The following is a 25,246-nucleotide window of genomic DNA, read 5'->3' as shown; positions in this document are numbered from 1 at the left end:
TGAAACTCAAATGTTGGTAAGTTTGGTGTAGATTGTGTTTTCTTTATTATATTTTCTCGTTAATTCATAAAAAATAGTATCTTTGCATACATATATACAACTGGGAATACAAGGGGGTATAAATTAACAACGAAAACTAAAGTAACAGGTAGGGGAATGTGTAAATGGAGTTACTTCTTTTGCTATTTTATGGTTTTATTATTGTTTCAGTCGTGCAATAAAACCACAAAGCGATATGTTATAGGTGTATCGCAGTGTTCTGAAGATATATGGCGCACTAAACTTAACGATGAATTATTAATTGGAACTTACGATTATAAAAATGTAGATTTGTTGTTTGCATCGGCAAAGGATAACGACAAACTACAAGTAAAGCAAATTGAGGATTTTATAAATCGTGGTGTAGATTTGCTTATTATCTCTCCTAACCAAATTCATTCCATAACTCCTATTATTGATAAAGCTTTTGACAAAGGTATACCTATAGTTTTGTTCGACCGTAAAACAGACTCGCAGAAATATACGGCTTTTATAGGGGCTGACAATATTGAAGTGGGGAAAGATATTGGCGAATTTGTTGCAAGATCTCTACACGGTAAAGGTTCTGTTTTAGAAATAAAAGGGCTAAACCATTCTTCTCCAGCCATAGACCGTCATAATGGTTTTGTTCAGGCGCTAAATAAATATCCTAATATTCAGCTAACAGATACTATTTCGGGCGATTGGACTGAGCTTTCTGGATATAAATGTATGAAGAAAATGCTTGCTAAAACTGAAAATTGCAATATAGTGTGGGCGCAAAACGACCGTATGGCACGCGGAGCACAACGTGCTTTAACAGAAGCTGGCATTAAAGGTGTACAATTTGTTGGAATAGATGCGCTGCCTGGAAAGGACGGAGGTATAGAAAGTGTAGATAAAGGCAGCTTGTTAGCATCGTATATTTATCCTACTCGTGGCGATATGGTGATGCAATTGGCTGTAGATATTTTAGAAAAACGCCCATTTCATCGAGATAATTACCTGAAAGGCGCTCTGGTTACAAAAAATAATGCGAAGGTGTTGCTATTGCAAAACGAAGAAATTATAAAGCAACGAAATAGACTTTCTAATTTGAATAGTAAAATTGATATTTATCTTGCGCAATACAATCACCAAAAAATGTATATGTTGTTGTGTGGGGTAATAATTATATTGCTTATTGGGTTTATTGTTTATATTTATAGAACTACTATTGCTCGTAGAAAGTTAGAAGAAGATGCTACAAATGCAAAACTACAGTTCTTTACTAATATTAGCCACGAATTGCGAACTCCGCTAACACTTATTGCAGAACCCATTGAACAAATTGCTAATGGAGAGAACTTAACTAAATTGCAACGAAATATGTTGCAAATGGTGGAGAAGAATATATCTATTTTAATGCGCTTGATAACCGAAATTCTAGATTTCCGTAAAATACAAAATAAAAAAATGAAGTTGGAGTTGAGCGAATTTGAACTTACCGACTATCTAAAACAATGGACAAATACGTTCGATTCTATCGTGAGAAAACAAAAAAAACAGATACATCTTGTTTTGCCCAACTCTATTTTTATGTATGCAGACCTATATAAAGTGGAACATATTTGTTATAATCTTTTAAGCAATGCTTTGAAATATACAGACGAAGGTGGAAATATTACTGTAAAAGCCGAAAACTTCGATGGAATGGTGCAAATTTGCGTGGAAGATACGGGAAAAGGCATTCCAAAAGAAGATATAAAACATATATTCGATAGGTTCTATCAGGTGCAAAATAGTAATAAAGAAGGCACGGGTATAGGATTAGCTATAGTAAAATCGTTTACCGAATTGCAAGGTGGTACCGTAAAAGTGGAAAGCGTATATGGAAAAGGAAGTAAATTTATAGTAACTCTGCCTATACGTGTAGCTAACAATAATGTTCCGTTAGCAATAAAACCTAATGCTATGAGCGAAGAACTGATAGACAATTCAATAGTAACTGATATTTCGAACGAAAATAAAAAATCGAGAATTACTTCTATTCAGCAAATAGATAAGCCTCGTGTGCTCGTGATAGACGATAATGCAGATATTTGTGCCTATGCAACTGTGCTGTTGAACAGTGAATATGACGTGATTGTTGCTTCTAATGGCGAAGAAGGACTGAAAAAAGCCATTAGAGAAGTACCAGATATTGTAGTATGCGATGTTATGATGCCTGGAATGGACGGCTTAGAATGTTGCAAACGATTGAAAAACGATGGAATTACATCGCATATTCCTATAATTTTACTTACTGCAAAAACATTAGACGAATATAGAGTTGAGGGCTATATGTATGGTGTTGATGCTTATTTAACCAAACCTTTTAGTGGAATGGTGTTAAAGGCACGTATAAAAAATCTTATAGAGAATAGAAAATTAATGAAAATTGCCTTTGGAAACGATGCTCGCGAAGAGGTACACGAAGAGGTAATGCAGAGCATTGAAGATAAATTTGTGGAAAAATTTCGTGCCATAATTCAAAATAATCTTGGAAATTCTGAATTGAGCGTAGAAACTATAAGTAAAGAAATGGGCATTAGTAGGGCACAATTGTATAGAAAAATAAAAACGATGACTGGTATTTCTCCCAACGATATTATTCGTGAAGCACGCTTGAAACGTGCAGATAGATTATTGGAAACTACAGATAAATCTATTTCAGAGATAGCATACGAAGTTGGTTTCTCTTCTCCATCGTATTTCACAAAATGTTATAGGGAATTTTTTGGACGAACTCCCAATAAAAAACATTAAGATTTTCAGGCTGTTATTGTTCCTCGGAAAAATATTATTAATTTTTTAAATTTTGTAATTAAAGATTTTTATTTTCTAATTATAAATCTCTGTATTTCTTATTATATTTTTCTTTGGTACAATTACACACTTTGGCTACTATTGTTGTTGTTTATTTTTTTTTGCATAGTCAATGTTGTTATGGTGCAATAATTATGTATTTTTGCAATGTAAAGTAAATATAAAAATAGTGTGTTATGAAAAAGTTTCTATTGGTTTTACTCTCGTTAGTAATATCTTTTAATAGTTTTGCTACGTCGGAAGTGTATAAAACTAAGCCTCAGAAAAAGAAAAGAGTGCAGGTGAGTGTAAAAACAAAAGCAATCGATAGTTTTTTTGAAGGAAAATTAAATTTATCAGTTCAGATAGATAGTGGTAATTATGGTGTTTGCTATGCCGATACAGCTTCTTGCGAAGACTGTTCTACTGCTGGAATGGTGAATTGGTATGGAGAAAGAAAAACAATTAGCGATAGAAAAATAGGTTTCTTAACAAAGCAGCTTCAAACATTAAGCGCAAACGTGAATGTTGTGGGAGCTAAAAAAGCTAAACTTTTTCGTAATGCTGTGTGCGCTGAAATAGAAATGTGGAACCAATTAGAAAAATTACTCTATAACTTTAATAGCGTGGTATTCGAAATAAACAATGTTTTGATTGGTGGAACTATTTTTCAAGTAGTGAATGCAAGTACACGGCAAGGTATAAGTTATGCTCGTTTTGCTTGTTTGCAAGAAGATGTAAATACTTTTAAAGGTATAAAGCAAGAAAACGTAAATGATGATAAAGGATTGTTGCTGACACAATTTTATGCAAATATGCGAAGTCTTCGTCCAGTTGTTAAAGTTTCGAAGTTGAGAAAAGAGTATAGTTTTATGTCAATAGCTAAAGCAAAAAAAGAAGCATATAGATTAACAAATTCTTATCCTGTATCTGAAATTAAAATAGCAATGAATAATTGGCTTTCTGCACGTAAAAATGTAGCTACTTTACTCTCGTCTTCTTACGAAGCAGCATATAATCAGCATACAATGTTATTAGTTCATTCTCTAATTTATAGTTTTCTGGGCGTAGAAGATTAGTTAAGAAATTGTATTTTTCTAAGATGTCTGTTTGTAATTTAGAAGTCTACAATAGATAGCTTTTAAAATATACGTAAGAAAATATGTTGTAAAAAAATTGACGTTATATTTAAAGAGAGTATAACGTCAATTTTTTTGTATACAGAAAGTTTTGTTTATTCTTGTTCAAAGTATATTTTATCGAAAACATCACCAGCTGTAACCGCAACATCAATGTAGCGTTTTACCCCCGAATTGTTTGGATTAATTGTTACAGTTAAAATATTGTCTTTGATGCTTGAAGCCGAAAAATTCCCATATATATGTTTGTTATCGTTTTTAGGTAAGTGTGCATTAACCGAACTTATATCGTATCTAACTGTAGTGTTGTTTATTTTTTCGGTAACATCGGAAAACCAAAGAACATTATAATTTTTACATTTGAATTGGAAAGTACGACCTTCTTTTGGAACAGTGAAAGTTTTCTTTTCCTTTGTTTTTAATGTAATACTTTCGTGTTGCCATTTCATAGGTTCCCATGCTCCAACAGGTTCGTCAGAATGACAAGCGGCTGCAAATATGCTTAGAAATAGTGCCGTGATGAGAAAACTAATTTGTTTCATTGTGTAAACTTAAATTTTTAATAATTTGACTTCAATAATGCAAAGGTATAGAGAAAACAAAAATATGCAAAGATGGATAATGTTTTTTTAGTTAAAAAAAACTTGCGTAATATTAGCTTTTATAAAGTTTTTGTCTTGAATAATGTAATAATAATACTCCGGACTGCAATAAAATAGTATAACTGCAAAAGTTTATTGTATTTATTACAGTTTAATTTTGTTCTTTAGAAAGAAATGCGTACCTTTGTATCGCAAAAACATTAACAAGAATATATTATGACAAAAAGAAACGAAATTTATAAGTGTTCAGAGAGTAAAAATTTATTTGAAGTAATTATCCCATCAAATGAAGCAGTTTGTGGTTTAGAAAGAGTAGTTGAAAATACAACAGAAGCTGCAACAGAAAAACATATTCCTGTAGTAGAGAAAATAGACGGTGGTTATCGTGTAACAGTGGGATCAGTGGAGCACCCAATGATGGAAACTCACTTTATTGAATGGATTGAACTTATAACAGACAATAATGAAGTTTTACGCAAATATCTTGAACCAACCGATAAACCAATTGCAGAATTTAAAACAGATGCTAAAAAAGTTTATGCTAGAGAATATTGCAATCTTCATGGATTATGGAAATCAGAATAATTATATAGAATAAAACTTATTAAAAAGCGAACGCTAAATGAATTGCATAGCAAAAATGCTCAATATCATTTAGCGTTTCTTTATATATTATATCGTCAATGTTGTATCTATATATTATATAAGGTGTAATTTAAATTTCGGGCGTAAATCTCCTATAACTATTATTTTTTTATAAAAAATTCTCGAAAAGTTTGGTGGTTATTATTTTTTGTTATACCTTTGCACTCGCTTTTACGGCAAGCAGTTTATCTGTTAGTTGTTTTTAAAGCATCGTTCTTTGAAAAGATTTACATAGACAGAGAAGTAGTACAAGAAGCGTCTGTTGCTATTAAATATAGTATCAGATGGGTAAAAGAAACGTCCTAGTTAATTTATTATAGGTGTATAAACTTGATATTACTGGATAATTAGTTCTGAGCAGATATTGAATTTATATATATGTATCACTATTTTATAGTGATATTTATATATTCTTATAAAAGACATTTTACAATGGAGAGTTTGATCCTGGCTCAGGATGAACGCTAGCTATAGGCTTAACACATGCAAGTCGAGGGGAAACGGCATTATGTGCTTGCACATTTTGGACGTCGACCGGCGCACGGGTGAGTATCGCGTATCCAACCTGCCCTTTACTTGGGGATACCCCGTTGAAAGACGGCCTAATACCCGATGTAATTCATTGATGGCATCAGATATGAATAAAAGATTTATCGGTAAAGGATGGGGATGCGTCTGATTAGCTTGTTGGTGAGGTAAAGGCTCACCAAGGCAACGATCAGTAGGGGTTCTGAGAGGAAGGTCCCCCACATTGGAACTGAGACACGGTCCAAACTCCTACGGGAGGCAGCAGTGAGGAATATTGGTCAATGGGCGGAAGCCTGAACCAGCCAAGTAGCGTGCAGGAAGACGGCCCTATGGGTTGTAAACTGCTTTTATACGAGAATAATTTGATGCACGTGTGCGTTATTGCATGTATCGTATGAATAAGGACCGGCTAATTCCGTGCCAGCAGCCGCGGTAATACGGAAGGTCCAGGCGTTATCCGGATTTATTGGGTTTAAAGGGAGTGTAGGCGGTTTGTTAAGCGTGTTGTGAAATTTAGGTGCTCAACATTTAACTTGCAGCGCGAACTGTCAGACTTGAGTACACGCAACGTATGCGGAATTCATGGTGTAGCGGTGAAATGCTTAGATATCATGAAGAACTCCGATTGCGAAGGCAGCATACGGGAGTGTAACTGACGCTTAAGCTCGAAGGTGCGGGTATCGAACAGGATTAGATACCCTGGTAGTCCGCACAGTAAACGATGGATGCCCGCTGTTAGCGCCTGGCGTTAGCGGCTAAGCGAAAGCATTAAGCATCCCACCTGGGGAGTACGCCGGCAACGGTGAAACTCAAAGGAATTGACGGGGGCCCGCACAAGCGGAGGAACATGTGGTTTAATTCGATGATACGCGAGGAACCTTACCCGGGCTTGAATTGCAGAGGAATTATTTAGAGATAAATATGCCCTTCGGGGTCTCTGTGAAGGTGCTGCATGGTTGTCGTCAGCTCGTGCCGTGAGGTGTCGGCTTAAGTGCCATAACGAGCGCAACCCCTTTTCTTAGTTGCCATCAGGTAATGCTGGGCACTCTGGGAACACTGCCACCGCAAGGTGTGAGGAAGGTGGGGATGACGTCAAATCAGCACGGCCCTTACGTCCGGGGCTACACACGTGTTACAATGGCCGGTACAGAGGGATGGTGTAATGTAAATTGCATCAAATCTTAAAAGCCGGTCCCAGTTCGGACTGAGGTCTGCAACCCGACCTCACGAAGCTGGATTCGCTAGTAATCGCGCATCAGCCATGGCGCGGTGAATACGTTCCCGGGCCTTGTACACACCGCCCGTCAAGCCATGAAAGCCGGGGGTGCCTGAAGTTCGTAACCGTAAGGAGCGACCTAGGGCAAAACTGGTAATTGGGGCTAAGTCGTAACAAGGTAGCCGTACCGGAAGGTGCGGCTGGAACACCTCCTTTCTGGATAGGACTTTTATTTTTGTATTATCTAAATGTTTATCACCATATAAATAATAGATGTTAGGAAGTTTTCTCTTCTTGTACTCGCATCTTTGTTCTACAATATAGAGAAGATAAGGTTTAAGGCCTACAGCTATGGTTCAAGTCCATTATCTTCACTCATCATTTTTGCATCGTTTATCGTTGCATCATTGATATCGTTCTTTGACATATTGACACAAGCAAGACTGTAAAGTAAAGTAATTTCTTTTTGTTTATACAAGAAGGATTAGAATTAGATTTCAAAATACAGCTGAAAGTATGAGCATGAATGTGCTACCACTATTATTATTAGTTGGTAGTATATAAAATGAATAGAAAGTAATTAAGGGCGTATGGCGGATGCCTAGGCTCACGGAGGCGATGAAGGACGTGATAAGCTGCGATAAGCCTCGGGTAGATGCAAATAATCTTTGATCCGAGGATTTCCGAATGGGACAACCTGACTGTCTGAAGGATAGTCACCCATATATTTTTTATGGGAGCAAACGCAGGGAACTGAAACATCTTAGTACCTGTAGGAAAAGAAAATAATTTAATGATTCCCCTAGTAGTGGCGAGCGAACGGGGAAAAGCCCAAACCTATGACGTAGTAATGCGTGATAGGGGTAGTAGGGTCACGATATCGTACTTTGAAAGTGAGGAGAATGTTCTGGAAAGTTCAATAATATAAGGTGATAATCCTGTATCCGAAGCTTGATGAGACGTAGTGAATCCCTGAGTAGTGCGGAGCACGAGTAATTCTGCATGAATCTGCCGGGACCATCCGGTAAGGCTAAATACTCCCGTGAGACCGATAGTGAATTAGTACCGTGAGGGAAAGGTGAAAAGCACTCCAATGAGGAGAGTGAAATAGTTCCTGAAACCATACGCCTACAAGCGGTCGGAGCATATATATATGTGACGGCGTGCCTTTTGCATAATGAACCTACGAGTTACCATGTCCAGCGAGGTTAAGGGGTTCAGCCCCGTATCCGTAGTGAAAGCGAGCCTAAATAGGGCGTATAGTTGGATGGGGTAGACGCGAAACCAAGTGATCTACACTTGACCAGGTTGAAGTTCTGGTAACACAGAATGGAGGACCGCACGGATAAGCGTTGAAAAGCTTCCCGATGAGTTGAGTGTAGGAGTGAAAGGCCAATCAAACTTGGAGATAGCTCGTACTCCCCGAAAGGCATTTAGGTGCCGCGTGCGATGTTCTCCGTGAGAGGTAGAGCGACCGATAGGTCAAGAGGGCTTCACCGCCTATCGCGACCTGACGAACTCCGAATGCTCACGGACTGTAGTCGTGCAGTAAGGGGGCGGGTGCTAAGGTCCGTCCCCGAGAGGAGAAGAATCCTGACCGTCGTCTAAGGTCCCGAAATTCTGTCTAAGTTAGTCTAACGAAGTCTGGTCCCGGTGACAGCTAGGATGTTGGCTTGGAAGCAGCCATTCATTCAAAGAGTGCGTAACAGCTCACTAGTCGAGGGTCCGGGCATGGATAATAATCGGGTATAAGTCAGATACCGAAGTCGCGGGATAGCATTGTATATAAAAAGTATCGGTAGGGGAGCATTCTATATGCGTTGAATGGTGATATTGATTGATCCTGGAGCGTATAGAAACGCAAATGTAGGTATAAGTAACGATAAAGGGGGTAAGATTCCCCCTCGCCGTAAGACTAAGGTTTCCCAGGCGATGTCAATCAGCCTGGGGTTAGTCGGGTCCTAAGTCTCAGCCGAATGGCGAAGGCGATGGCTTCACGGTTAATATTCCGTGACTTGCTCATTCAGCGATGTGGAGACGGAGCAGTGACACTGTCGCGCCCTTACGGATATGGGCGTTAAAGAAGTTAGGTGTAGATAGATGTAGGCAAATCCGCATTTAGAGCTGATCTTCTATAGTACAGAGTTTTCTTCGGAGAGCTTTGATAGTACAGGTAATCATACTTCCAAGAAAATCCGCTAAGCTTAATGTTTGAGCAACCCGTACCGTAATCGGACACACGTAGTCGGGTAGAACATACTAAGGCGTTGAGAGATTCATGGTTAAGGAACTAGGCAAATTGACCCCGTAACTTCGGAATAAGGGGTCCTCATTTTTAATGAGGCGCAGAGAATAGGTCCAGGCAACTGTTTAACAAAAACACAGGGCTGTGCTAACTCGAAAGATGATGTATACAGCCTGACACCTGCCCGGTGCTGGAAGGTTAAGAGGAGAGCTTAGATGTATGTCGACGGTTTGAATTGAAGCCCCAGTAAACGGCGGCCGTAACTATAACGGTCCTAAGGTAGCGAAATTCCTTGTCGGGTAAGTTCCGACCTGCACGAATGGTGTAATGATCCGGACGCTGTCTCAATCATGATCTCAGTGAAATTGTAGTATCGGTGAAGATGCCGATTACCCGCGATGGGACGAAAAGACCCCGTGAACCTTTACTACAGCTTAGCATTGACCTTGGTCATCCGATGTGTAGGATAGGCCGGAGGCTTTGAAGTATGCACGCCAGTGTGTGTGGAGCCATCCTTGAAATACGGCCCTTTGGCTGTCTGAGGTCTAACACGTACTTTCGTGGACATTGTTTGGTGGGTAGTTTGACTGGGGTGGTCGCCTCCAAAAGCGTAACGGAGGCTTCCAAAGGTGCCCTCGGGTCGATTGGTAACCGACCTCATAGAGTGTAATGGCATAAGGGCGCTTGACTGGGAGGCAGACATGCCGAGCAGGCAGGAAACTGGGGCATAGTGATCCGGTGCAAGTGTATGGAAACTGCATCGCTCAAAGGATAAAAGGTACTCCGGGGATAACAGGCTGATCCCCCCCAAGAGCTCATATCGACGGGGTGGTTTGGCACCTCGATGTCGGCTCGTCACATCCTGGGGCTGGAGAAGGTCCCAAGGGTTGGGCTGTTCGCCCATTAAAGTGGCACGCGAGCTGGGTTCAGAACGTCGTGAGACAGTTCGGTCTCTATCTATCGTGGGCGTTGGAGTTTTGCGTGGTGCCGCCACTAGTACGAGAGGACCGTGGTGGACAGACCTCCGGTTTACCAGTTGTGCCGCCAGGTGCACCGCTGGGTATCTGAGTCTGGTATGGATAAGCGCTGAAAGCATCTAAGTGCGAAGCCTTCCGCAAGATTAGAACTCCTCATAAGGGTCGTCATAGACTATGACGTTGATAGGGTGTAGGTGTAAAGACAGCGATGTCAAAGCCGAGCACTACTAATTGCCCAAAACTTTCATTCAGTGTGTTTATACTTTAAGAATCGTATTTTTACTTTTCTTTATTTAGTTTTTGCTTGTGGCATAGTCACTTATACAGTGTATTTTATATTTGGTTTATTATATTTATTCTATAATATCGTATATATTATTAACACTAGCATTATTTTAGGTGGTTATTGCGTCGGGGTTCCACCTCTTCCCATTCCGAACAGAGAAGTTAAGCCCGATTGCGCCGATGGTACTGCAATGCAATGTGGGAGAGTAGGTAGCTGCCTTTTTTCTAAATAGCCCTGATTACGATGAGTAGTCGGGGCTTTTTTGTTGTGTTTATATATTACTCTACCTATTTAGGGGTGAATTATATTTATCGAACTGTAGCGACTTGAGTAGTTTTGCTAACCTTCTCGAGAGTAATAATAGACGATTGTACGGGCGAGATGAATCTGCCCCTACGTCTACGGAATGTTTGCTGTTATACATTTTATGTAATAAATAGACCTTGCGGAGTGTTCGATGAATATTATTATTCATTTATAGGTTTGAATGTGCTTTTCTGTTTTAATTGGGTAAATAAGTGTAGACTTTGTAATACGTTTATTTCGTAAACTTTCCCGGTTATAACTTCCCTTGTTTCATTAAAAAGCCGTAACTTTGTGCCAAATTCGGAATATTAGCGATAAAAGAAATAGATTATGGCACAAGAGGATACGTTTAAAAAGATAGTAAGCCATTGTAAAGAGTATGGCTTTGTTTTTCCAAGTAGTGATATTTACGATGGTCTTGCAGCTGTTTATGACTACGGTCAAAACGGTGTAGAACTTAAAAATAACATAAAGCAGTATTGGTGGCAGTCAATGGTGTTGCTTCATAGTAACATTGTTGGTATAGATTCAGCTATTTTTATGCACCCTACAATATGGAAAGCAAGTGGACACGTAGATGCTTTCAACGATCCTTTAATAGACAATCGCGACTCGAAGAAACGTTACAGAGCCGATGTGCTAATAGAAGATCAGATAGGTAAGTATGAAGAGAAGATAACAAAAGAAGTAGCTAAAGCTGCTAAGAAGTTTGGTGATAACTTCGATGAAGCCAAATTTCGTGATACTAATCCTCGTGTTTTAGAACATCAGAAAAAACGCGATGAGCTTCATGAACGCTATGCGAAGGCAATGGAAGCTTCCGACTTTGCAGAACTGCGACAAATAATACTTGATGAGGGGATTGTAGACCCTATAAGTGGTACAAAAAACTGGACAGAAGTACGTCAATTTAACCTTATGTTCTCAACCGAGATGGGGGCTTCTGCTGATGCTTCTACCAAGATATATCTACGTCCGGAAACAGCACAAGGTATATTTGTGAACTTTTTGAACGTTCAGAAGACAGGGCGTATGAAATTGCCTTTTGGAATTGCTCAAATAGGAAAAGCTTTTCGCAACGAGATAGTAGCTCGCCAATTTGTGTTCCGAATGCGTGAGTTTGAACAGATGGAAATGCAATACTTCTGTCAGCCAGGTACGGAGATGGAATGGTTTAAATACTGGAAACAGCACCGTTTGGCTTGGCACGAGGCACTTGGTATGGGCGATGAGAACTATCGTTTCCATGACCATGAGAAGTTAGCTCACTATGCAAATGCTGCAACCGATATAGAGTTTCACCTTCCTTTTGGTTTTAAAGAAGTAGAAGGAATTCATTCGCGTACTAATTTCGACCTTTCTCAGCACGAGAAGTTCTCTGGTAAGCAAATAAAATATTTCGATCCAGAGCGTAACGAAAACTATACACCTTATGTAATAGAAACTTCTATTGGTGTAGACCGTATGTTCTTGAGTGTTATGTGCCACAGTTACACTGAAGAGCAATTAGAAAATGGTTCTAGTCGTATTGTTTTAAAATTGCCAGAGCCATTGGCTCCAATAAAGTGTGCAGTGCTGCCATTAGTGAATAAAGATGGTTTACCAGAGAAGGCACAAGAGATTGTAAACGATTTGAAGTTTCATTTCAATACCAGCATTGAAGCAAAAGATTCTATTGGTAAACGTTATCGTCGTCAAGATGCCATTGGTACGCCTTTCTGTGTTACTGTTGATGGCGACACGCTAAACGATAATACTGTAACTTTACGTTACCGTGATTCAATGAAACAAGAGCGTGTGCCTATTGCAAAGCTTCGCGAGATAATAGAAGATCGTGTATCTATTACTTCTTTGTTAAAGAAAATAGATGAGAAAAATTAAATTTACTATATTCACAACAGAATAAAGTTATGCAAAATACGAATAAATTTAAATTGCGACTACGTTATTTTCTTTATGTCGCTCCATTACTGTTTGCAGCTATAATGGGCGTTGGAATGTTGTCGTCTTGTTCGGATAGCGAAAAAGATAGTGATGAATTTGCCGACTGGAAGGCTAAGAATACAAAATATTGGAACGAACTTTATAATACCACAAAACAGAAAATAGCAAATGGCGATACTTCTTGGAAACTTATATTGAGCTATTCTTACCAAGGACAGGAGAAAGATAATGGTATGAAAAGTTATTCTCCAGAAAACTATATAATAGTACACGAGTTAGAACATGGCACAGGCTCAGGCTGTCCTTTGTATACCGATTCTGTTTTAGTTCACTATCAAGGACGGCTTATTCCTTCGTCAACTTATACAGCAGGATTAATGTTTGATAGTAGTTGGGGGGGCAATGGCTTAGTTTTTAATCCGCAAACATCACGTCCGGCTCAGCTTTTAATTGGTGGAGAGAAGGGAGGCGTTGTTGATGGATTTGCTACTGCCTTACAAAATATGCACATTGGCGACCACTGGATGGTTTATATTCCTTATCAGTTAGGTTATGGCTCTGTAGATAATAAGCCTATTCCTGCTTATTCTAATTTAATATTCGATTTACGTCTCCATTCGTATTATAGAGCAGGGACAAAGGTTCCAGACATTATTTAAGTAATATACCAACCAACTCTTAGCGAAGACTTACGGTGGGCATTCACATTCAGTCTGCCCTAACTATGCTACCTTATATATTATGCTATTTAGCAAGACTGTAACTGATGCACTTTTAGGAAAGATACGACATGGCGATGCGATGGCGATGGGTGAAAAGCTGAATCTCATAGTTCAGTTAAGTATCCCATCTATTCTTGCGCAAGTTACTTCTGTAATGATGTTTTATATCGATGCATCAATGGTAGGCTCATTGGGTGCAGAAGCCTCAGCCTCAATAGGGTTGGTAGAGCCTGCGACATGGCTTTTTGGTTCGTTAGTAGCAGCTGCAGGGATGGGCTTTTCTGTACAAGTGGCTCATTTTATTGGTGCAAACGATTTTGAGAAAGCCCGTGCTGTAATGCGGCATGGTTACATATTCGGTCTATTTCTTAGTTTTATCTTAATGGCAGTTGCCGCATTGTTAGCAACTCCATTACCTCGTTGGTTAGGAGGTGGTATAGATATTCAGCACGATGCTTCTATCTATTTTCTTATATTTTCGTTTGCAGTCCCCATACATTTTGTGGAATATTTATCGGCTGCAATGTTGAAAGTGTCTGGCGATATGCGACATCCAAGTCTTATAGCCGTGTTTATGTGCTTGATGGATGTGATATTCAATTTTATCTTAATATTTCCAGCTCGCAAACTTACTGTGTTTGGTTTTCGATTCGAGATGTTTGGTTTTGGATTAGGAGTAGAAGGTGCAGCCCTTGGCACACTACTCTCGTTTGTAGTAGCTGCAATTCCGTTAGTTTATTTTGCTATTTTTCGTAGTCCAGTTTTAGCATGGAAACTTGATACTAAACGTTTTGTATGGGTGTGGAGTTATATTGTTAATGCTATGAAAATAGGTGCTCCGATGGCTTTGCAATATTTGTTGATGAATGGTGCGCAAGTAGTTTCAACCAAGATAGTAGCACCTTTAGGTAACTTTGCCATTGCTGCCAATTCGTTTGCTGTAACTGCAGAAAGTTTGTGTTATATGCCAGGTTATGGTATTGCTGAAGCAGCAACAACACTTGTTGGGCAAAGTGTTGGGGCTAAACGAAAAGAGCTTTGCAAAAGTTTTGCCTATATGACGATATTTATTGGTATGGCAGTTATGGCATTTATGGGTGCCATTATGTATATTTTTGCTCCAGAAATGATAGGAATACTTTCGCCAGTACCTGAGATTAGAGAACTAGGAGTAGCGGTTTTGCGCATAGAAGCCTTTGCTGAACCATTCTTTGCCGCTGCTATTGTTGCCTATAGTGTATGTGTTGGTGCCAGCGATACCTTTAAACCATCGTTAATAAATTTGGGTTCTATGTGGCTTGTTCGCCTTACTTTGGCTTACACATTAGCCACCACTTATGGTTTGCGCGGTGTGTGGTTTGCTATGGCTGTGGAGCTTACATTCCGTGGAACGCTGTTTCTCGTACGAATTTATCGTGGCAATTGGTTAAATAATGTTGTAGATGCGCCACTAACAAAATAAACAACAGTTTAAAAATAACGGTATTATATTATTAAAAAAGGATTTTAAAGATGCATTGGTTTTCGTCTCTATTAAACACTCTTAATTATTGGACTATTTTCTTTGGTATGTATATTGAAGGTACAGTTATTCCGTTTCCTTCTGAACTTATTGTTTCGCCTGCTGCCTATCATGCCGCAGCTGGTCATCTCAACATAGTTTGGGTTATTATAATAGCCACTTTAGGTGCTGTTACAGGTTCTGCTACAAACTATGTTGCTGCTTATTATTTAGGGCGACCAATTATTTACCGATTCGCAAATAGTAAGTTTGGGCATCTTTGTTTGCTAAACGAAGAAAAAGTGAACACTGCAGAGAAGTATTTTTACGACCATGGGGTTATAGCAACCTTAACGGGCAGACTTATTCCAGGTATTCGCCAGATTATCTCTATACCAGCTGGTTTGTCTAAAATGAAGTTTTGGAAGTTTGCGTTATATACTACCATTGGTTCAGGATTGTGGAACTGTGTACTTGCAACACTTGGTTGGTATCTTCATTCTGTAGTTCCTGAAAATCAGCTCAATGCAAAGATTGAAGAATATAACGACTATATTAAATACGCTATTTTGGGTATTGTTGCTTTAGTTGTAATATTCTTTGTGGTACGATTTTATATTAAGAAAGCAAAAGGAAAGAAATAATAGGTTTGAGTCTCTTTCTAAACTATTTTTTATAAATTGAAGAGAGGGCAGAAAATACTATTTAGAGCGATAAACGTTTAAGTATATAGTTTTCTGTGTGATGTGCTATATGGAAAAAGCACATTTATGGGTGTGTGTTGTATAGCATTTGTATATTATAGATAGAAAAATATGCTGTGATATTTTTCTATCTATAATATACAGACCGAATACCGATGCCATTCTTTCTTTCTCTTTATGTATATTGAAGTGCAGCGATTGTAGATTAGAGAGTTCAATAGATACCAGGTAGAGATACTGTGGAAAAGAAGATAATTGTATTGAACTCTACTCTTGTATATAATAAGATTTTAAGCAACAAGTTTTTGCTCAGGAATTTATAATAATGTTTAGAAGCAAATATAACAGAATAGATAATTCTATAAATCTCATCAGAATAGACATATCTTAGGTATTCTAATGTATGGATATAAAGGTTGTTATGTGTTATGATATCTCATTTGCAAATGACAGATATCTGAGGCGAACGTGACAGATATCTGAGACGAATGCGACAGATATCTGAGACGAACGCCATAGATATCTAATTTGCAACAGATAGATATCTAAAATAAATGTAACAGAAATTTGGCATAGGAATAACTACGCTTAACAGACTTGTTTAAGCATTGGCAATATTCTATTTGCTTTGTAAGTAAACTGTAGTTGTTGCTTATAAAATCTTCACAGCTTTTCTACTGAACCAATTAGATCATTTGTATCACCTTGATTTATACTTATATAACAAAGTGTTACTTTCTTAATTTAAATTTCCCTTTAGAAAACGAGTAGATTCTTTTTCTGACAAGTTTAGGCTTACCAGGTGTGGCGATCATCTCCTTTAAAATAACGCTATTGTCGGGCATAATGGTGTAGTGTAGATAACAATTCTCTATTTTACCTTTCCATTGCACGTCTTTTGCTGTGTAAATGAGCAACTTATTGGTTAAGTTATACTTGCTATCTAACGCACAAAGAAAGATTCTGCTTTCACCAGTTTGATTGTTTCCGAAAATTAAAAAAAGATGCCAGTTGTTAGTAGAAGGTAGTTTAGCAATACGGCATATACTTAAATCGGTATCTGCATCTACGCAAGTAGCAATGAAATTCATTGTCTCTTTATTTGGGCAGATAGTATTGGGTAAATCCAAAATGAAGTTGTAAGAGTATTCAAATGGAAGTCTGATGGTTGGAATATGCTCATAAAACGTAGCAAATGCTTCTTTTTGTGAGGAATGGATTGTTGCGGTTGCACAATTTTTTTGTGCATTACAAGTGGAAACTACTGCAAATAGTGCGAGTGAAAGAAGAATAGTACGTATCAAAGCAAAGCTATTTTTTTAATAAATAAACCATTAAATTAGCAGCATTATCAGGCGCAATGTGGTCGCCAAGTTTATCTCTCATTTGTTTGTATTCGGCAAGCATAGTTTCACGATAAGGCTGTCCAGGCAGAATGCGGTAAAGTTCGTTTGCTATATTTTTTACTTTAAACCGGTCGGCAAATAGTTCCTGTACAACATCTTTGTTAGCTACGAGATTTACCAGTGAGATGAAAGGAACCTTTATAATATGTTTAAATGCGAACCGAATAAGTTTTGGTAATGGAGTCTTGTAGCAAACCACTTGTGGAACATTAAATAAAGCTGTTTCTAAAGTGGCAGTTCCGCTTGTAACAATTGCTACAGTTGTGTGTGAGAGAAGTTCGTATGTAATGTTCTTAACTACTTTCACACTGTAATTATTTATAAACTTATTGTAGTAAGAATTTTCTATAGAAGGTGCTCCAGCTATAACCATCTGGTAATCCTCGAAGCGTGAGGCAGCTTCGAGCATTGAAGGTAAGTTGTCTTTAATTTCTTGCTTTCTACTCCCAGCCAGAATAGCAATAATAGGTTTGTTATTTTGCAAGCCATTACGGCTACAAAAGTCGGTTGTCGTCTCTACATACTGACTCTTAAACACCGTAACCTCCTCAACAGTAGGGTTTCCTACATAGTGTATTTTATAGTTATGTTTACGTTCATAGAAATCTATTTCGAAAGGCAAAATAGAAAACATCTCCTTAATATCGCGTTTTATAGCGCGAATGCGCCATTCTTTCCATGCCCATATTTTAGGTGAAATATAATAGTAAACAGGAATTTTAGTGTTTTTGCGAAGGAATTTAGCAATCTTTAAATTAAATCCAGGGTAGTCTATAAGTATCACTACATCAGGTTTCCACCCAACAATATCTTCCTTACAGAACTTTAAATTCTTTATAATGGTTGGCAAATGCAATAAAACAGGAACGAATCCCATATAAGCAAGCTCTTTGTAATGACGTACACGAGTGCCTCCAACATCGTTCATTAAGTCGCCCCCAAAGAAGCGAAATTCTGCCATCTCGTCAAATTTTCTAAGCGATTTCATTAGACGTGAGGCATGTAAATCGCCTGAAGCCTCGCCAACTATTAAGTAATATTTCATTTTTCAGATTGCTGTTGTTTGTTAATACATATCCTTTTATAGAAGTTCAGTTTATTCCTCCCACGTTTTTATTTTGTTCAACAAATCATAGTCGGTAACATCTATCCGTGTTGGTGTAATGGCAACATATCCTTGTTCTAATGCCCATTGGTCCGTATCGGTTGCTGTAGGTTCGTCGTTATGATATTGTCCTAACATCCAATAGTATTCAAAACCTCGTGGGTGTTCGCATCGAAGCGTTTCTTTTGTCCAACTACCGTAGCCCATTCTGCACACCTTAATACCCTTGAAAGAATCTCCAATGGGAAAATTTACATTCAGGCAAACCCCTTTAGGTAGTCCATCGGTTAAAACTCGTTTTACAATCTTCACCACATAGTTTCTCAACGGTTCTAAATTTGCATCGTTGTTATAGTCGCACGATGAGAAAGCGATAGATGGGATATACTTTAAACACCCCTCTCTAGCCACTCCCATAGTGCCACTATAGTGAGTATTAACTGATGAGTTATCGCCGTGATTAATACCGCCGAGAATTAAATCAGGTCTGCGTCCGTCAGTTAAAATCTGCTCGAAAGTAATCTTTACGCAATCAACGGGAGTACCAGTGCACGACCAAACATCACAATTCGGGATATTGTAACGACGATTTAACCGTAGAGGAGTATTTGCAGAGAAAGCACACGAAAAGCCAGAGCGAGGTCCTTCAGGTGCACAAACTAGAATGTCGGCAAAATCAGATAGGAAGGAAGCCAATGCTTTTATGCCATTAGCATTGTACCCATCATCGTTGGAGATGAGTATGAGAGGGCGTTTACAATTCATAATTAGTTCTTTCTTTTGTCTGCAAAAATACGAAAAAAGGTTTATAAATACAGCTTTCTCGCTTAAAATATGTATCTTTGTCGGCAAAACAAGTATAGGAAAAGAATAAGATGGGAAAAATAATCGCAATGGCAAACCAGAAAGGTGGTGTTGGAAAAACTACCTCTACCATCAATCTTGCAGCATCGTTGGCAACACTAGAAAAGTCGGTACTCGTTATAGATGCCGATCCTCAGGCAAATGCTTCAAGTGGTTTAGGCGTTGATATAAACGAAGTAGATTGTTCTTTATATGAATGTATAATTGACCATACCGATGTTCGTGATGCTATATATACCACAGACATAGAAGGTATGGATATTGTTCCGAGCCATATTAACCTTGTTGGAGCAGAGATAGAGATGCTGCAAATAAGCGATAGAGAGGAAGTTTTGGAAAAGCTCTTGGCTCCAATTCGTAATGATTACGACTATATACTTATAGATTGTAGCCCATCGTTGGGTTTGATAACTGTGAATGCTCTGACAGCAGCCGACTCTGTTATTATTCCAGTGCAATGCGAATACTTTGCACTCGAAGGCATTAGTAAGCTGCTGAACACGATTAAGATAATAAAGAGTAAGCTGAATCCAAAGTTAGAAATAGAGGGATTCTTGCTTACAATGTACGATAGTCGTTTAAGATTGGCACGTCAAATTTACGATGAAGTAAAGCGGCACTTCCAAGAGTTAGTGTTTAAGACCGTTATTCAGCGTAATGTTAAACTATCGGAGAGTCCTAGTCACGGATTACCAGTAATACTTTACGATGCTGATTCTACAGGTGCAAAGAATCATTTAGCATTGGCTAAAGAGATTATAGAGAAGAATAAGAAATAGACGAGAACTACTAAACCTCTTAAAGAAAATACCAATAAAACGATGGCAGTACATAAAAAATATAATAGGAACGCAAAAGTTAGTGCACTTGGTAGAGGCTTAGATGCTTTAATCTCAACAGAAACAGTAAGTGCGCAAGGCAGTTCTACCATAAACGAGGTACCCATTGACCAAATAGAAGCGAACCCCGACCAACCTCGAAGAGAGTTCGATTCTGTTGCATTAGAAGAACTTGCCAATAGTATAAAGCAGCTGGGATTAGTGCAACCTATAACAGTTAGGCAATTAGCCGAGCATAAATTCCAAATTATAGCAGGCGAGAGGCGTTGGCGTGCATCGCAATTGGCTGGTCTTACTGCTATTCCGGCTTATATTAGAACTATAAAAGATGAAAACGTAATGGAACTTGCGCTGGTAGAAAACATACAGCGCGAGGACTTAAATGCAATAGAGATAGCTCTTGCTTACGAGCATTTACAAGAAAAAAGTGGCTTAACACAAGAGAAGGTAGCTGCAAGAGTAGGTAAGAGTCGTGTTGCAGTTACCAACTATTTGCGTTTGCTTAAACTTCCTGCACAGGTGCAGATGGCTCTACAAAAGAAGGAAATAGATATGGGGCATGCTCGAGCATTGCTATCGTTGAATAGTCCTTCACAACAAATAAAGCTGTTTCACGAAATACAGAAGAATGCCTTTAGTGTGCGGAAGGTTGAGGAACTTTGCCAACAACTTAATAACGGCGAAGACATACAGACAGCTAAGAAGAAAATAGCAGCTAAATCTAAACTCCCAGACGAGTTTAATCTGTTAAAAAAGCGTCTTTCTGACTTCTTTAACACGAAGGTACAAATGACTTATGGAGCTAAAGGGAAAGGTAAAATAAGTATTCCTTTCGCCTCTGAGGAGGAATTATTGCATATAATGGAAGTAATGGACGGATTGAAGCAACAATAGACAGATTGAAGCAACAATAGAAAGTATAATATAAAACTACGTGAAAGGAAATCAGAAAATATTCTATCTCTTGTTGCTAGCATTTCTGTTGGCAACGGGATATACTGAAATAGCGAGGGCGCAAGTTGTTTATAGCGATTCTGTAAAGATATTATATCCTAAAGAAGTTACACTTGACACTTTGTCGGGCAGCGTGGGATATGAGTCAGGAAATAAGCTTTCGTTGTCAAACGATAAGAAGTCACAGCTCAATAAGAGCACAGCGAAAGCTAGTGAACATTTAATGAAAGATTGGAACAAGTGGCGTCCGAATCCTAAAAAAGCTTTGTGGCTGGCGCTAGTCTTACCTGGTGCTGGTCAGATATATAATCGTAAATATTGGAAATTGCCTATATTTTATGGCGGACTAACGGGGTGTATTTATGCGCTGACATGGAACAATCAAATGTATCGCGACTATCAACAAGCCTATAAAGATATAATGGACGATGACCCTACTACACAGAGCTATAACAGCTTCTTGCATTTGGGAACAACAATAACCGATGCAAATAAGAGTTACTACCAAAATCTATTTAAGAAGCGTAAAGACCGTTTCCGCAGATGGCGTGATTTAAGTATTTTCGCAACAGTGGCTGTCTATGCTTTGTCGGTAATTGATGCTTACGTGGACGCATCACTTTCTAACTTTGACATATCAGACGATTTATCGTTGCATATATCTCCTGTTCTATTAAACACTAATTCGCCAGCTACAACAACTAATATATTTAAAGGTTCGGCTATTGGCATAGGGTGTAAGCTAACTTTTTAGTAGGTCAAACAAGATAAAAAAGCACGAAGAAGAGAAGATGATAGAAGGAAAACGATTTATTGCCATTATACTGTTATTGTTGAGTGTTTGTGTTACATTTGGACAACAGCAGACGATAAGAGATAATCATGGCAGAACAATGGAAATATACATTCCAGACGCTGTGGGAGGAACAGCGGCGTCTGGAGCAAGTAATGCTAATGCAAGGTGTTTTAAGACAGAAAACGAATTGACAGCAATAGCTGCGCCCATCGAGGTAGAAGAAGAAAGCGTTGCTATTGCTCGTCTTATTAATAGAATATCAGGCTCGTTGTGTCTTTCTTATGGTCCTGAAGTGCAGAAGTATATAGATAAGTATGTAAAGCAAGGCAGACATTCTACTAGTTGTTTACTGGCACGAGCTAGTTATTACAATCCTATTTTTGAAGAGGCTTTACTCTATTACGGTCTTCCTTTGGAGCTAAAGCATCTACCTGTGATAGAATCGAGTCTGAATCCGAAAGCCTTTTCCCGGCAAGGTGCTGCTGGGTTATGGCAGCTTATGCCTGCAACGGGACGACAATATAACTTGCAAATAAATGCATTTGTAGACGAAAGACTCGACCCTATAAAGTCATCGTATGCTGCCGCACAATTTTTAGCCGACCTTTATAAACGTTTTGGCGATTGGTCTTTAGTGTTAGCTGCATACAATTGTGGACCTACAAGGGTGAGCAATGCAATTGAAAAAGCGGGAGCAAATGCTGACTTTTGGCAAATTTATAACTTCTTACCAAAAGAGACACGAGGCTATGTACCTGCTTTCATTGCTGCAAACTATATAATGAACTGTTATGCAGAATACAATATATCTCCAGTATCTACAGGATTGCCTGAAAAAGCTGGGAAAGTTGTAGTAACAGCAGACGTTTCGTTGGCTAAGATAGCCGATGTGTTGAATATGGATATTGCCGATTTGCAAGCATTGAATCCACAATATAAACAGGGTATTGTAAGAACTTCGGAGGGCGGTGCAACGCTTTTGTTGCCTTCCGACAAGGTGAAATGCTTTACCGATAATGTTTCGCAATTGTACGAAAACAATAAGGCTCCAGAAGAGCAGAAAATGGAGATGGCTGCTAGAATAGTAAAAGGAACTATACATAATCAGCATAGTTAATCGACGAATTATACCAAAAGGAGGAACTACGTTATGACAACAGAAGACAACAATAGCCGAATTGATGCACAAAAGGAAGATAAACTTATAGAAGATGCCTTTCAACATTTGTTGGACACTTATTTAGCATCGCCTCACCGCAAGAAAGTTGATATCATAACGAAAGCCTTCCATTTTGCAAAGCAGGCTCATAAGGGGGTACGACGCCTTTCGGGAGAACCTTATATTTTACACCCTATTGCTGTTGCACAGATTGCATGCGAAGAAATAGGATTAGGCTCAACAAGTATTTGCGCTGCTCTTTTGCACGATGTTGTAGAAGATACGGACTACACTGTAGAGGATATTGAAAATATATTCGGTGCAAAAATTGCAATGATAGTAGATGGATTAACAAAGATATCGGGTGGTATATTTGGTGATAAAGCATCTGCACAAGCCGAAAACTTTAAGAAGCTATTGCTAACAATGAGCGATGACATTCGTGTTATTCTTATAAAAATATGCGACCGCTTACACAATATGCGAACACTTGCATCGCAGCCTGCCAACAAGCAATACAAAATAGCTGGCGAAACGCTTTACATTTATGCTCCTTTGGCTAATAGGTTAGGGTTGAATAAAATAAAAACTGAACTCGAAGACCTTAGTTTCCGCTACGAACACCCAGATGCTTACAAGGCTATTGAGGCAAAAATAGCTTCGACTGAAGCACAGCGCGAATCGCTTTTCGAGAACTTTACAGCCCCTATTTGTGCAGAACTCAACCAAATGGGGTTGGAATACGAGATAAAAGCGCGTGTGAAAAGTCCATATTCTATTTGGAACAAAATGCAAACAAAGCACGTTCCATTCGAAGAAATATACGATATTCTGGCTGTTCGAATAGTGTTTAAACCTAAAAAACGACAGGACGAGGCTAACGAGTGTTTCCAAATTTATGTAGCAATTAGTAAACTCTATAAGAGCCACCCCGATAGATTGCGCGATTGGGTGAACCACCCAAAAGCCAATGGCTACCAAGCTTTGCACGTAACACTTATGTCGAAACAAGGTCAATGGATTGAGGTTCAAATTCGTTCTGACCGTATGGACGAAATTGCTGAACAAGGATTTGCTGCTCATTGGAAGTATAAAGAGGGCACAGAAATAACTGAAGACGAAGGCGAACTGAACGATTGGCTACACACCATAAAAGAAATACTAGACGACCCGCAGCCCGATGCAATGGACTTTCTTGATGCCATAAAGCTGAACCTATTTGCTTCTGAAATATTTGTGTTTACTCCGAAAGGCGAAATAAAAATGATGCCAGCTGGGTGCACTGCACTCGACTTTGCTTTCCAAATACATACGTTCCTTGGAAGTCATTGTATAGGAGCAAAAGTAAATCATAAGCTTGTGCCGTTGAGCCATAAACTGCAAAGCGGCGACCAGGTAGAAATTCTTACCTCGAAGGCACAACGTGTAGAAAAGTCGTGGTTAGATGTTGTTTCTACTGCCAAAGCGAAAAGTAAAGTGATGGCTATTCTGCGAAAAGATGCACGAGAAACCCAAAAGAAAGGTGAGGAAATACTAGAGAAATGGCTTAAAGAACACGATTTCGAGATGACTACTTCGGTGCTCGACCGTCTTTGCGACTTACACGAAATAAAGAAACATACCCACCTGTTTGTAGCTATTGGCGAGAAAACGGTTATTCTTGGCGATACCGACTTAGACGAACTGCGCGGGAAACGTAAGCATAAAATGGAGAAAGCCGACAACGTTTCTGTATGGTGCAGATATGTTCCATTCCTTAATCGCAACAAAACTACTAACGGAAGCGATACCAATAGTGCAACTACTGGAGAAAATAAGGCTGGACTTATAATTGTTGATAAAAATCTGAATAAGAAGAAACCTATCTTCATTGACGAAGATAACATAAACCGATATATATTTCCTAACTGTTGTCATGTTATTCCTGGCGACGATGCAATAGGCTTCATCGACAACAACAACCACATTGAAATACACAACAGGTCATGTCCTGTGGCTGCAAAACTAAAGGCAAGTTTCGGACCACGTATACTCGATGCGAAGTGGAATATGCACAAAGTAATGTTTTTCGATGCCACAATAGAGCTTCATGGCATAGACCGCAAGGGAATGTTGCTAGATATTTCGAAGGTTATATCAGAACAGTTAGGTATTAATATGCGTAATGTTACACTGAAAACAGATAATGGTATAGTTGTGGGCTGTATAGATATGGGCGTTCACGACCGTGAAGATGTGAAACTTATAAAGAAGAGTTTAATGAAGATAGAAGGTATGCAGAATGTGTTAGACATTCTGTAACGGATAGTTGCCTTAGCTAACTTTAGCTGCCAAAATACTATCCAAAGCATTTCGCAACCACTTTTGAAAGCACAATAGTAGTAGGCGTTTTATAAACAATAATACTGTTGTTTAGTCCAAATCTGTTGAATGTACAATGAACGATTTGGAATTAATTCCTACA

Annotated in this window: 16 protein-coding genes and 3 rRNA genes; 15 read left to right on the top strand and 4 right to left on the bottom strand. The window is 38.7% G+C overall.

The genetic code is table 11. The features are described 5' to 3' along the window. Positions 1-189 precede the first annotated feature (189 nt). On the top strand, positions 190-2,805 hold the full coding sequence (locus DX009_RS07925; protein WP_115083617.1) for a hybrid sensor histidine kinase/response regulator transcription factor: 2,616 nt from the start codon (positions 190-192) through the stop codon (positions 2,803-2,805). A gap of 236 nt (positions 2,806-3,041) precedes the next feature. Then, positions 3,042-3,923 (top strand): hypothetical protein, encoded by an 882-nt coding sequence (locus tag DX009_RS07920; protein ID WP_115083616.1) that lies wholly within the window; start codon positions 3,042-3,044, stop codon positions 3,921-3,923. Between the two features lie 155 nt (positions 3,924-4,078). On the opposite strand, the gene DX009_RS07915 is transcribed toward DX009_RS07920, so the two are convergent. Continuing rightward, a complete protein-coding gene (locus tag DX009_RS07915; protein ID WP_115083615.1) occupies positions 4,079-4,525 on the bottom strand; it encodes a hypothetical protein in 447 nt (148 codons plus the stop codon). Positions 4,526-4,801: 276 nt separating this feature from the next. Between DX009_RS07915 and DX009_RS07910 the strand changes: the two genes are divergently transcribed. The 8 genes from DX009_RS07910 to DX009_RS07875 all read left to right on the top strand — a co-directional run bounded on the left by DX009_RS07910 (position 4,802) and on the right by DX009_RS07875 (position 15,599). Beyond that, complete coding sequence (locus DX009_RS07910; RefSeq protein ID WP_006046517.1) at positions 4,802-5,170, top strand: desulfoferrodoxin family protein; 369 nt, start codon at positions 4,802-4,804, stop codon at positions 5,168-5,170. A 489-nt stretch (positions 5,171-5,659) separates the two neighbouring features. Next, a 16S ribosomal RNA gene (locus DX009_RS07905) occupies positions 5,660-7,190 on the top strand. Positions 7,191-7,544: 354 nt separating this feature from the next. Next, positions 7,545-10,446, top strand: a 23S ribosomal RNA gene (locus DX009_RS07900). Positions 10,447-10,591: 145 nt separating this feature from the next. Further along, a 5S ribosomal RNA gene (gene rrf, locus DX009_RS07895) occupies positions 10,592-10,704 on the top strand. Together the 16S, 23S and 5S rRNA genes form the textbook arrangement of a ribosomal RNA operon. Positions 10,705-11,118: 414 nt before the next feature. Continuing rightward, positions 11,119-12,669, top strand: a complete 1,551-nt coding sequence (locus tag DX009_RS07890) for a glycine--tRNA ligase (protein ID WP_115083614.1) — start codon at positions 11,119-11,121, stop codon at positions 12,667-12,669. Positions 12,670-12,698: 29 nt separating this feature from the next. Then, positions 12,699-13,391: an FKBP-type peptidyl-prolyl cis-trans isomerase gene (locus DX009_RS07885; RefSeq protein WP_115083613.1), complete on the top strand. Its 693-nt coding sequence runs from the start codon at positions 12,699-12,701 to the stop codon at positions 13,389-13,391. 82 nt (positions 13,392-13,473) lie between these two features. Beyond that, positions 13,474-14,916, top strand: coding sequence for an MATE family efflux transporter (locus tag DX009_RS07880; RefSeq protein ID WP_115083612.1), 1,443 nt, complete (start codon positions 13,474-13,476; stop codon positions 14,914-14,916). A 50-nt stretch (positions 14,917-14,966) separates the two neighbouring features. Continuing rightward, positions 14,967-15,599 (top strand): DedA family protein, encoded by a 633-nt coding sequence (locus tag DX009_RS07875; RefSeq protein WP_115083611.1) that lies wholly within the window; start codon positions 14,967-14,969, stop codon positions 15,597-15,599. Between the two features lie 791 nt (positions 15,600-16,390). Here DX009_RS07875 and DX009_RS07870 read toward each other — a convergent pair. From DX009_RS07870 to surE, 3 genes are read right to left on the bottom strand one after another with little or no spacing between them, the layout of a single operon-like run. Next, positions 16,391-16,963, bottom strand: a complete 573-nt coding sequence (locus DX009_RS07870) for a hypothetical protein (RefSeq protein ID WP_115083610.1) — start codon at positions 16,961-16,963, stop codon at positions 16,391-16,393. A 7-nt stretch (positions 16,964-16,970) separates the two neighbouring features. Further along, positions 16,971-18,110 (bottom strand): lipid-A-disaccharide synthase, encoded by a 1,140-nt coding sequence (gene lpxB, locus DX009_RS07865; protein WP_115083609.1) that lies wholly within the window; start codon positions 18,108-18,110, stop codon positions 16,971-16,973. 51 nt (positions 18,111-18,161) lie between these two features. Then, positions 18,162-18,935 carry a 5'/3'-nucleotidase SurE gene (gene surE, locus DX009_RS07860; RefSeq protein ID WP_115083608.1) on the bottom strand — a complete coding sequence of 258 codons (774 nt, stop codon included), beginning with the start codon at positions 18,933-18,935 and terminating at the stop codon, positions 18,162-18,164. 110 nt (positions 18,936-19,045) lie between these two features. Between surE and DX009_RS07855 the strand changes: the two genes are divergently transcribed. From DX009_RS07855 to DX009_RS07835, 5 genes are read left to right on the top strand one after another with little or no spacing between them, the layout of a single operon-like run. Continuing rightward, complete coding sequence (locus DX009_RS07855) at positions 19,046-19,813, top strand: ParA family protein (protein WP_006044366.1); 768 nt, start codon at positions 19,046-19,048, stop codon at positions 19,811-19,813. 42 nt (positions 19,814-19,855) lie between these two features. Then, positions 19,856-20,767 carry a ParB/RepB/Spo0J family partition protein gene (locus tag DX009_RS07850; protein WP_115083607.1) on the top strand — a complete coding sequence of 304 codons (912 nt, stop codon included), beginning with the start codon at positions 19,856-19,858 and terminating at the stop codon, positions 20,765-20,767. Between the two features lie 40 nt (positions 20,768-20,807). Beyond that, entirely contained in the window at positions 20,808-21,581 is a 774-nt protein-coding gene (locus DX009_RS07845; RefSeq protein WP_115083606.1) for a DUF5683 domain-containing protein, read from the top strand. A gap of 37 nt (positions 21,582-21,618) precedes the next feature. After that, positions 21,619-22,740: a lytic transglycosylase domain-containing protein gene (locus DX009_RS07840; protein ID WP_115083605.1), complete on the top strand. Its 1,122-nt coding sequence runs from the start codon at positions 21,619-21,621 to the stop codon at positions 22,738-22,740. Between the two features lie 33 nt (positions 22,741-22,773). Next, the gene (locus tag DX009_RS07835) at positions 22,774-25,083 is read left to right on the top strand and encodes a RelA/SpoT family protein (RefSeq protein WP_115083604.1); all 2,310 of its coding nucleotides are present in this window, start codon (positions 22,774-22,776) and stop codon (positions 25,081-25,083) included. The last annotated feature ends 163 nt before the right edge of the window (positions 25,084-25,246 follow it).

The organism is Prevotella pallens (assembly GCF_900454935.1).
GTDB classification, from domain to species: domain Bacteria; phylum Bacteroidota; class Bacteroidia; order Bacteroidales; family Bacteroidaceae; genus Prevotella; species Prevotella pallens.
Note: the sequence above shows the minus strand (reverse complement) of the source record. Positions and strands in the feature narration are given on the sequence as shown.

Bases quoted from the DNA above. Each gene is read 5' to 3' on its own strand.
- DX009_RS07920 (WP_115083616.1), top strand. From the start codon at position 3,042: ATGAAAAAGTTTCTATTGGTTTTACTCTCGTTAGTAATATCTTTTAAT.
- surE (WP_115083608.1), bottom strand. From the start codon at position 18,935: ATGAATTGTAAACGCCCTCTCATACTCATCTCCAACGATGATGGGTAC.
- DX009_RS07840 (WP_115083605.1), top strand. From the start codon at position 21,619: ATGATAGAAGGAAAACGATTTATTGCCATTATACTGTTATTGTTGAGT.
- DX009_RS07885 (WP_115083613.1), top strand. From the start codon at position 12,699: ATGCAAAATACGAATAAATTTAAATTGCGACTACGTTATTTTCTTTAT.
- DX009_RS07915 (WP_115083615.1), bottom strand. From the start codon at position 4,525: ATGAAACAAATTAGTTTTCTCATCACGGCACTATTTCTAAGCATATTT.
- DX009_RS07835 (WP_115083604.1), top strand. From the start codon at position 22,774: ATGACAACAGAAGACAACAATAGCCGAATTGATGCACAAAAGGAAGAT.
- DX009_RS07850 (WP_115083607.1), top strand. From the start codon at position 19,856: ATGGCAGTACATAAAAAATATAATAGGAACGCAAAAGTTAGTGCACTT.
- lpxB (WP_115083609.1), bottom strand. From the start codon at position 18,110: ATGAAATATTACTTAATAGTTGGCGAGGCTTCAGGCGATTTACATGCC.
- DX009_RS07875 (WP_115083611.1), top strand. From the start codon at position 14,967: ATGCATTGGTTTTCGTCTCTATTAAACACTCTTAATTATTGGACTATT.
- DX009_RS07925 (WP_115083617.1), top strand. From the start codon at position 190: ATGGTTTTATTATTGTTTCAGTCGTGCAATAAAACCACAAAGCGATAT.
- DX009_RS07910 (WP_006046517.1), top strand. From the start codon at position 4,802: ATGACAAAAAGAAACGAAATTTATAAGTGTTCAGAGAGTAAAAATTTA.
- DX009_RS07855 (WP_006044366.1), top strand. From the start codon at position 19,046: ATGGGAAAAATAATCGCAATGGCAAACCAGAAAGGTGGTGTTGGAAAA.
- DX009_RS07880 (WP_115083612.1), top strand. From the start codon at position 13,474: ATGCTATTTAGCAAGACTGTAACTGATGCACTTTTAGGAAAGATACGA.
- DX009_RS07890 (WP_115083614.1), top strand. From the start codon at position 11,119: ATGGCACAAGAGGATACGTTTAAAAAGATAGTAAGCCATTGTAAAGAG.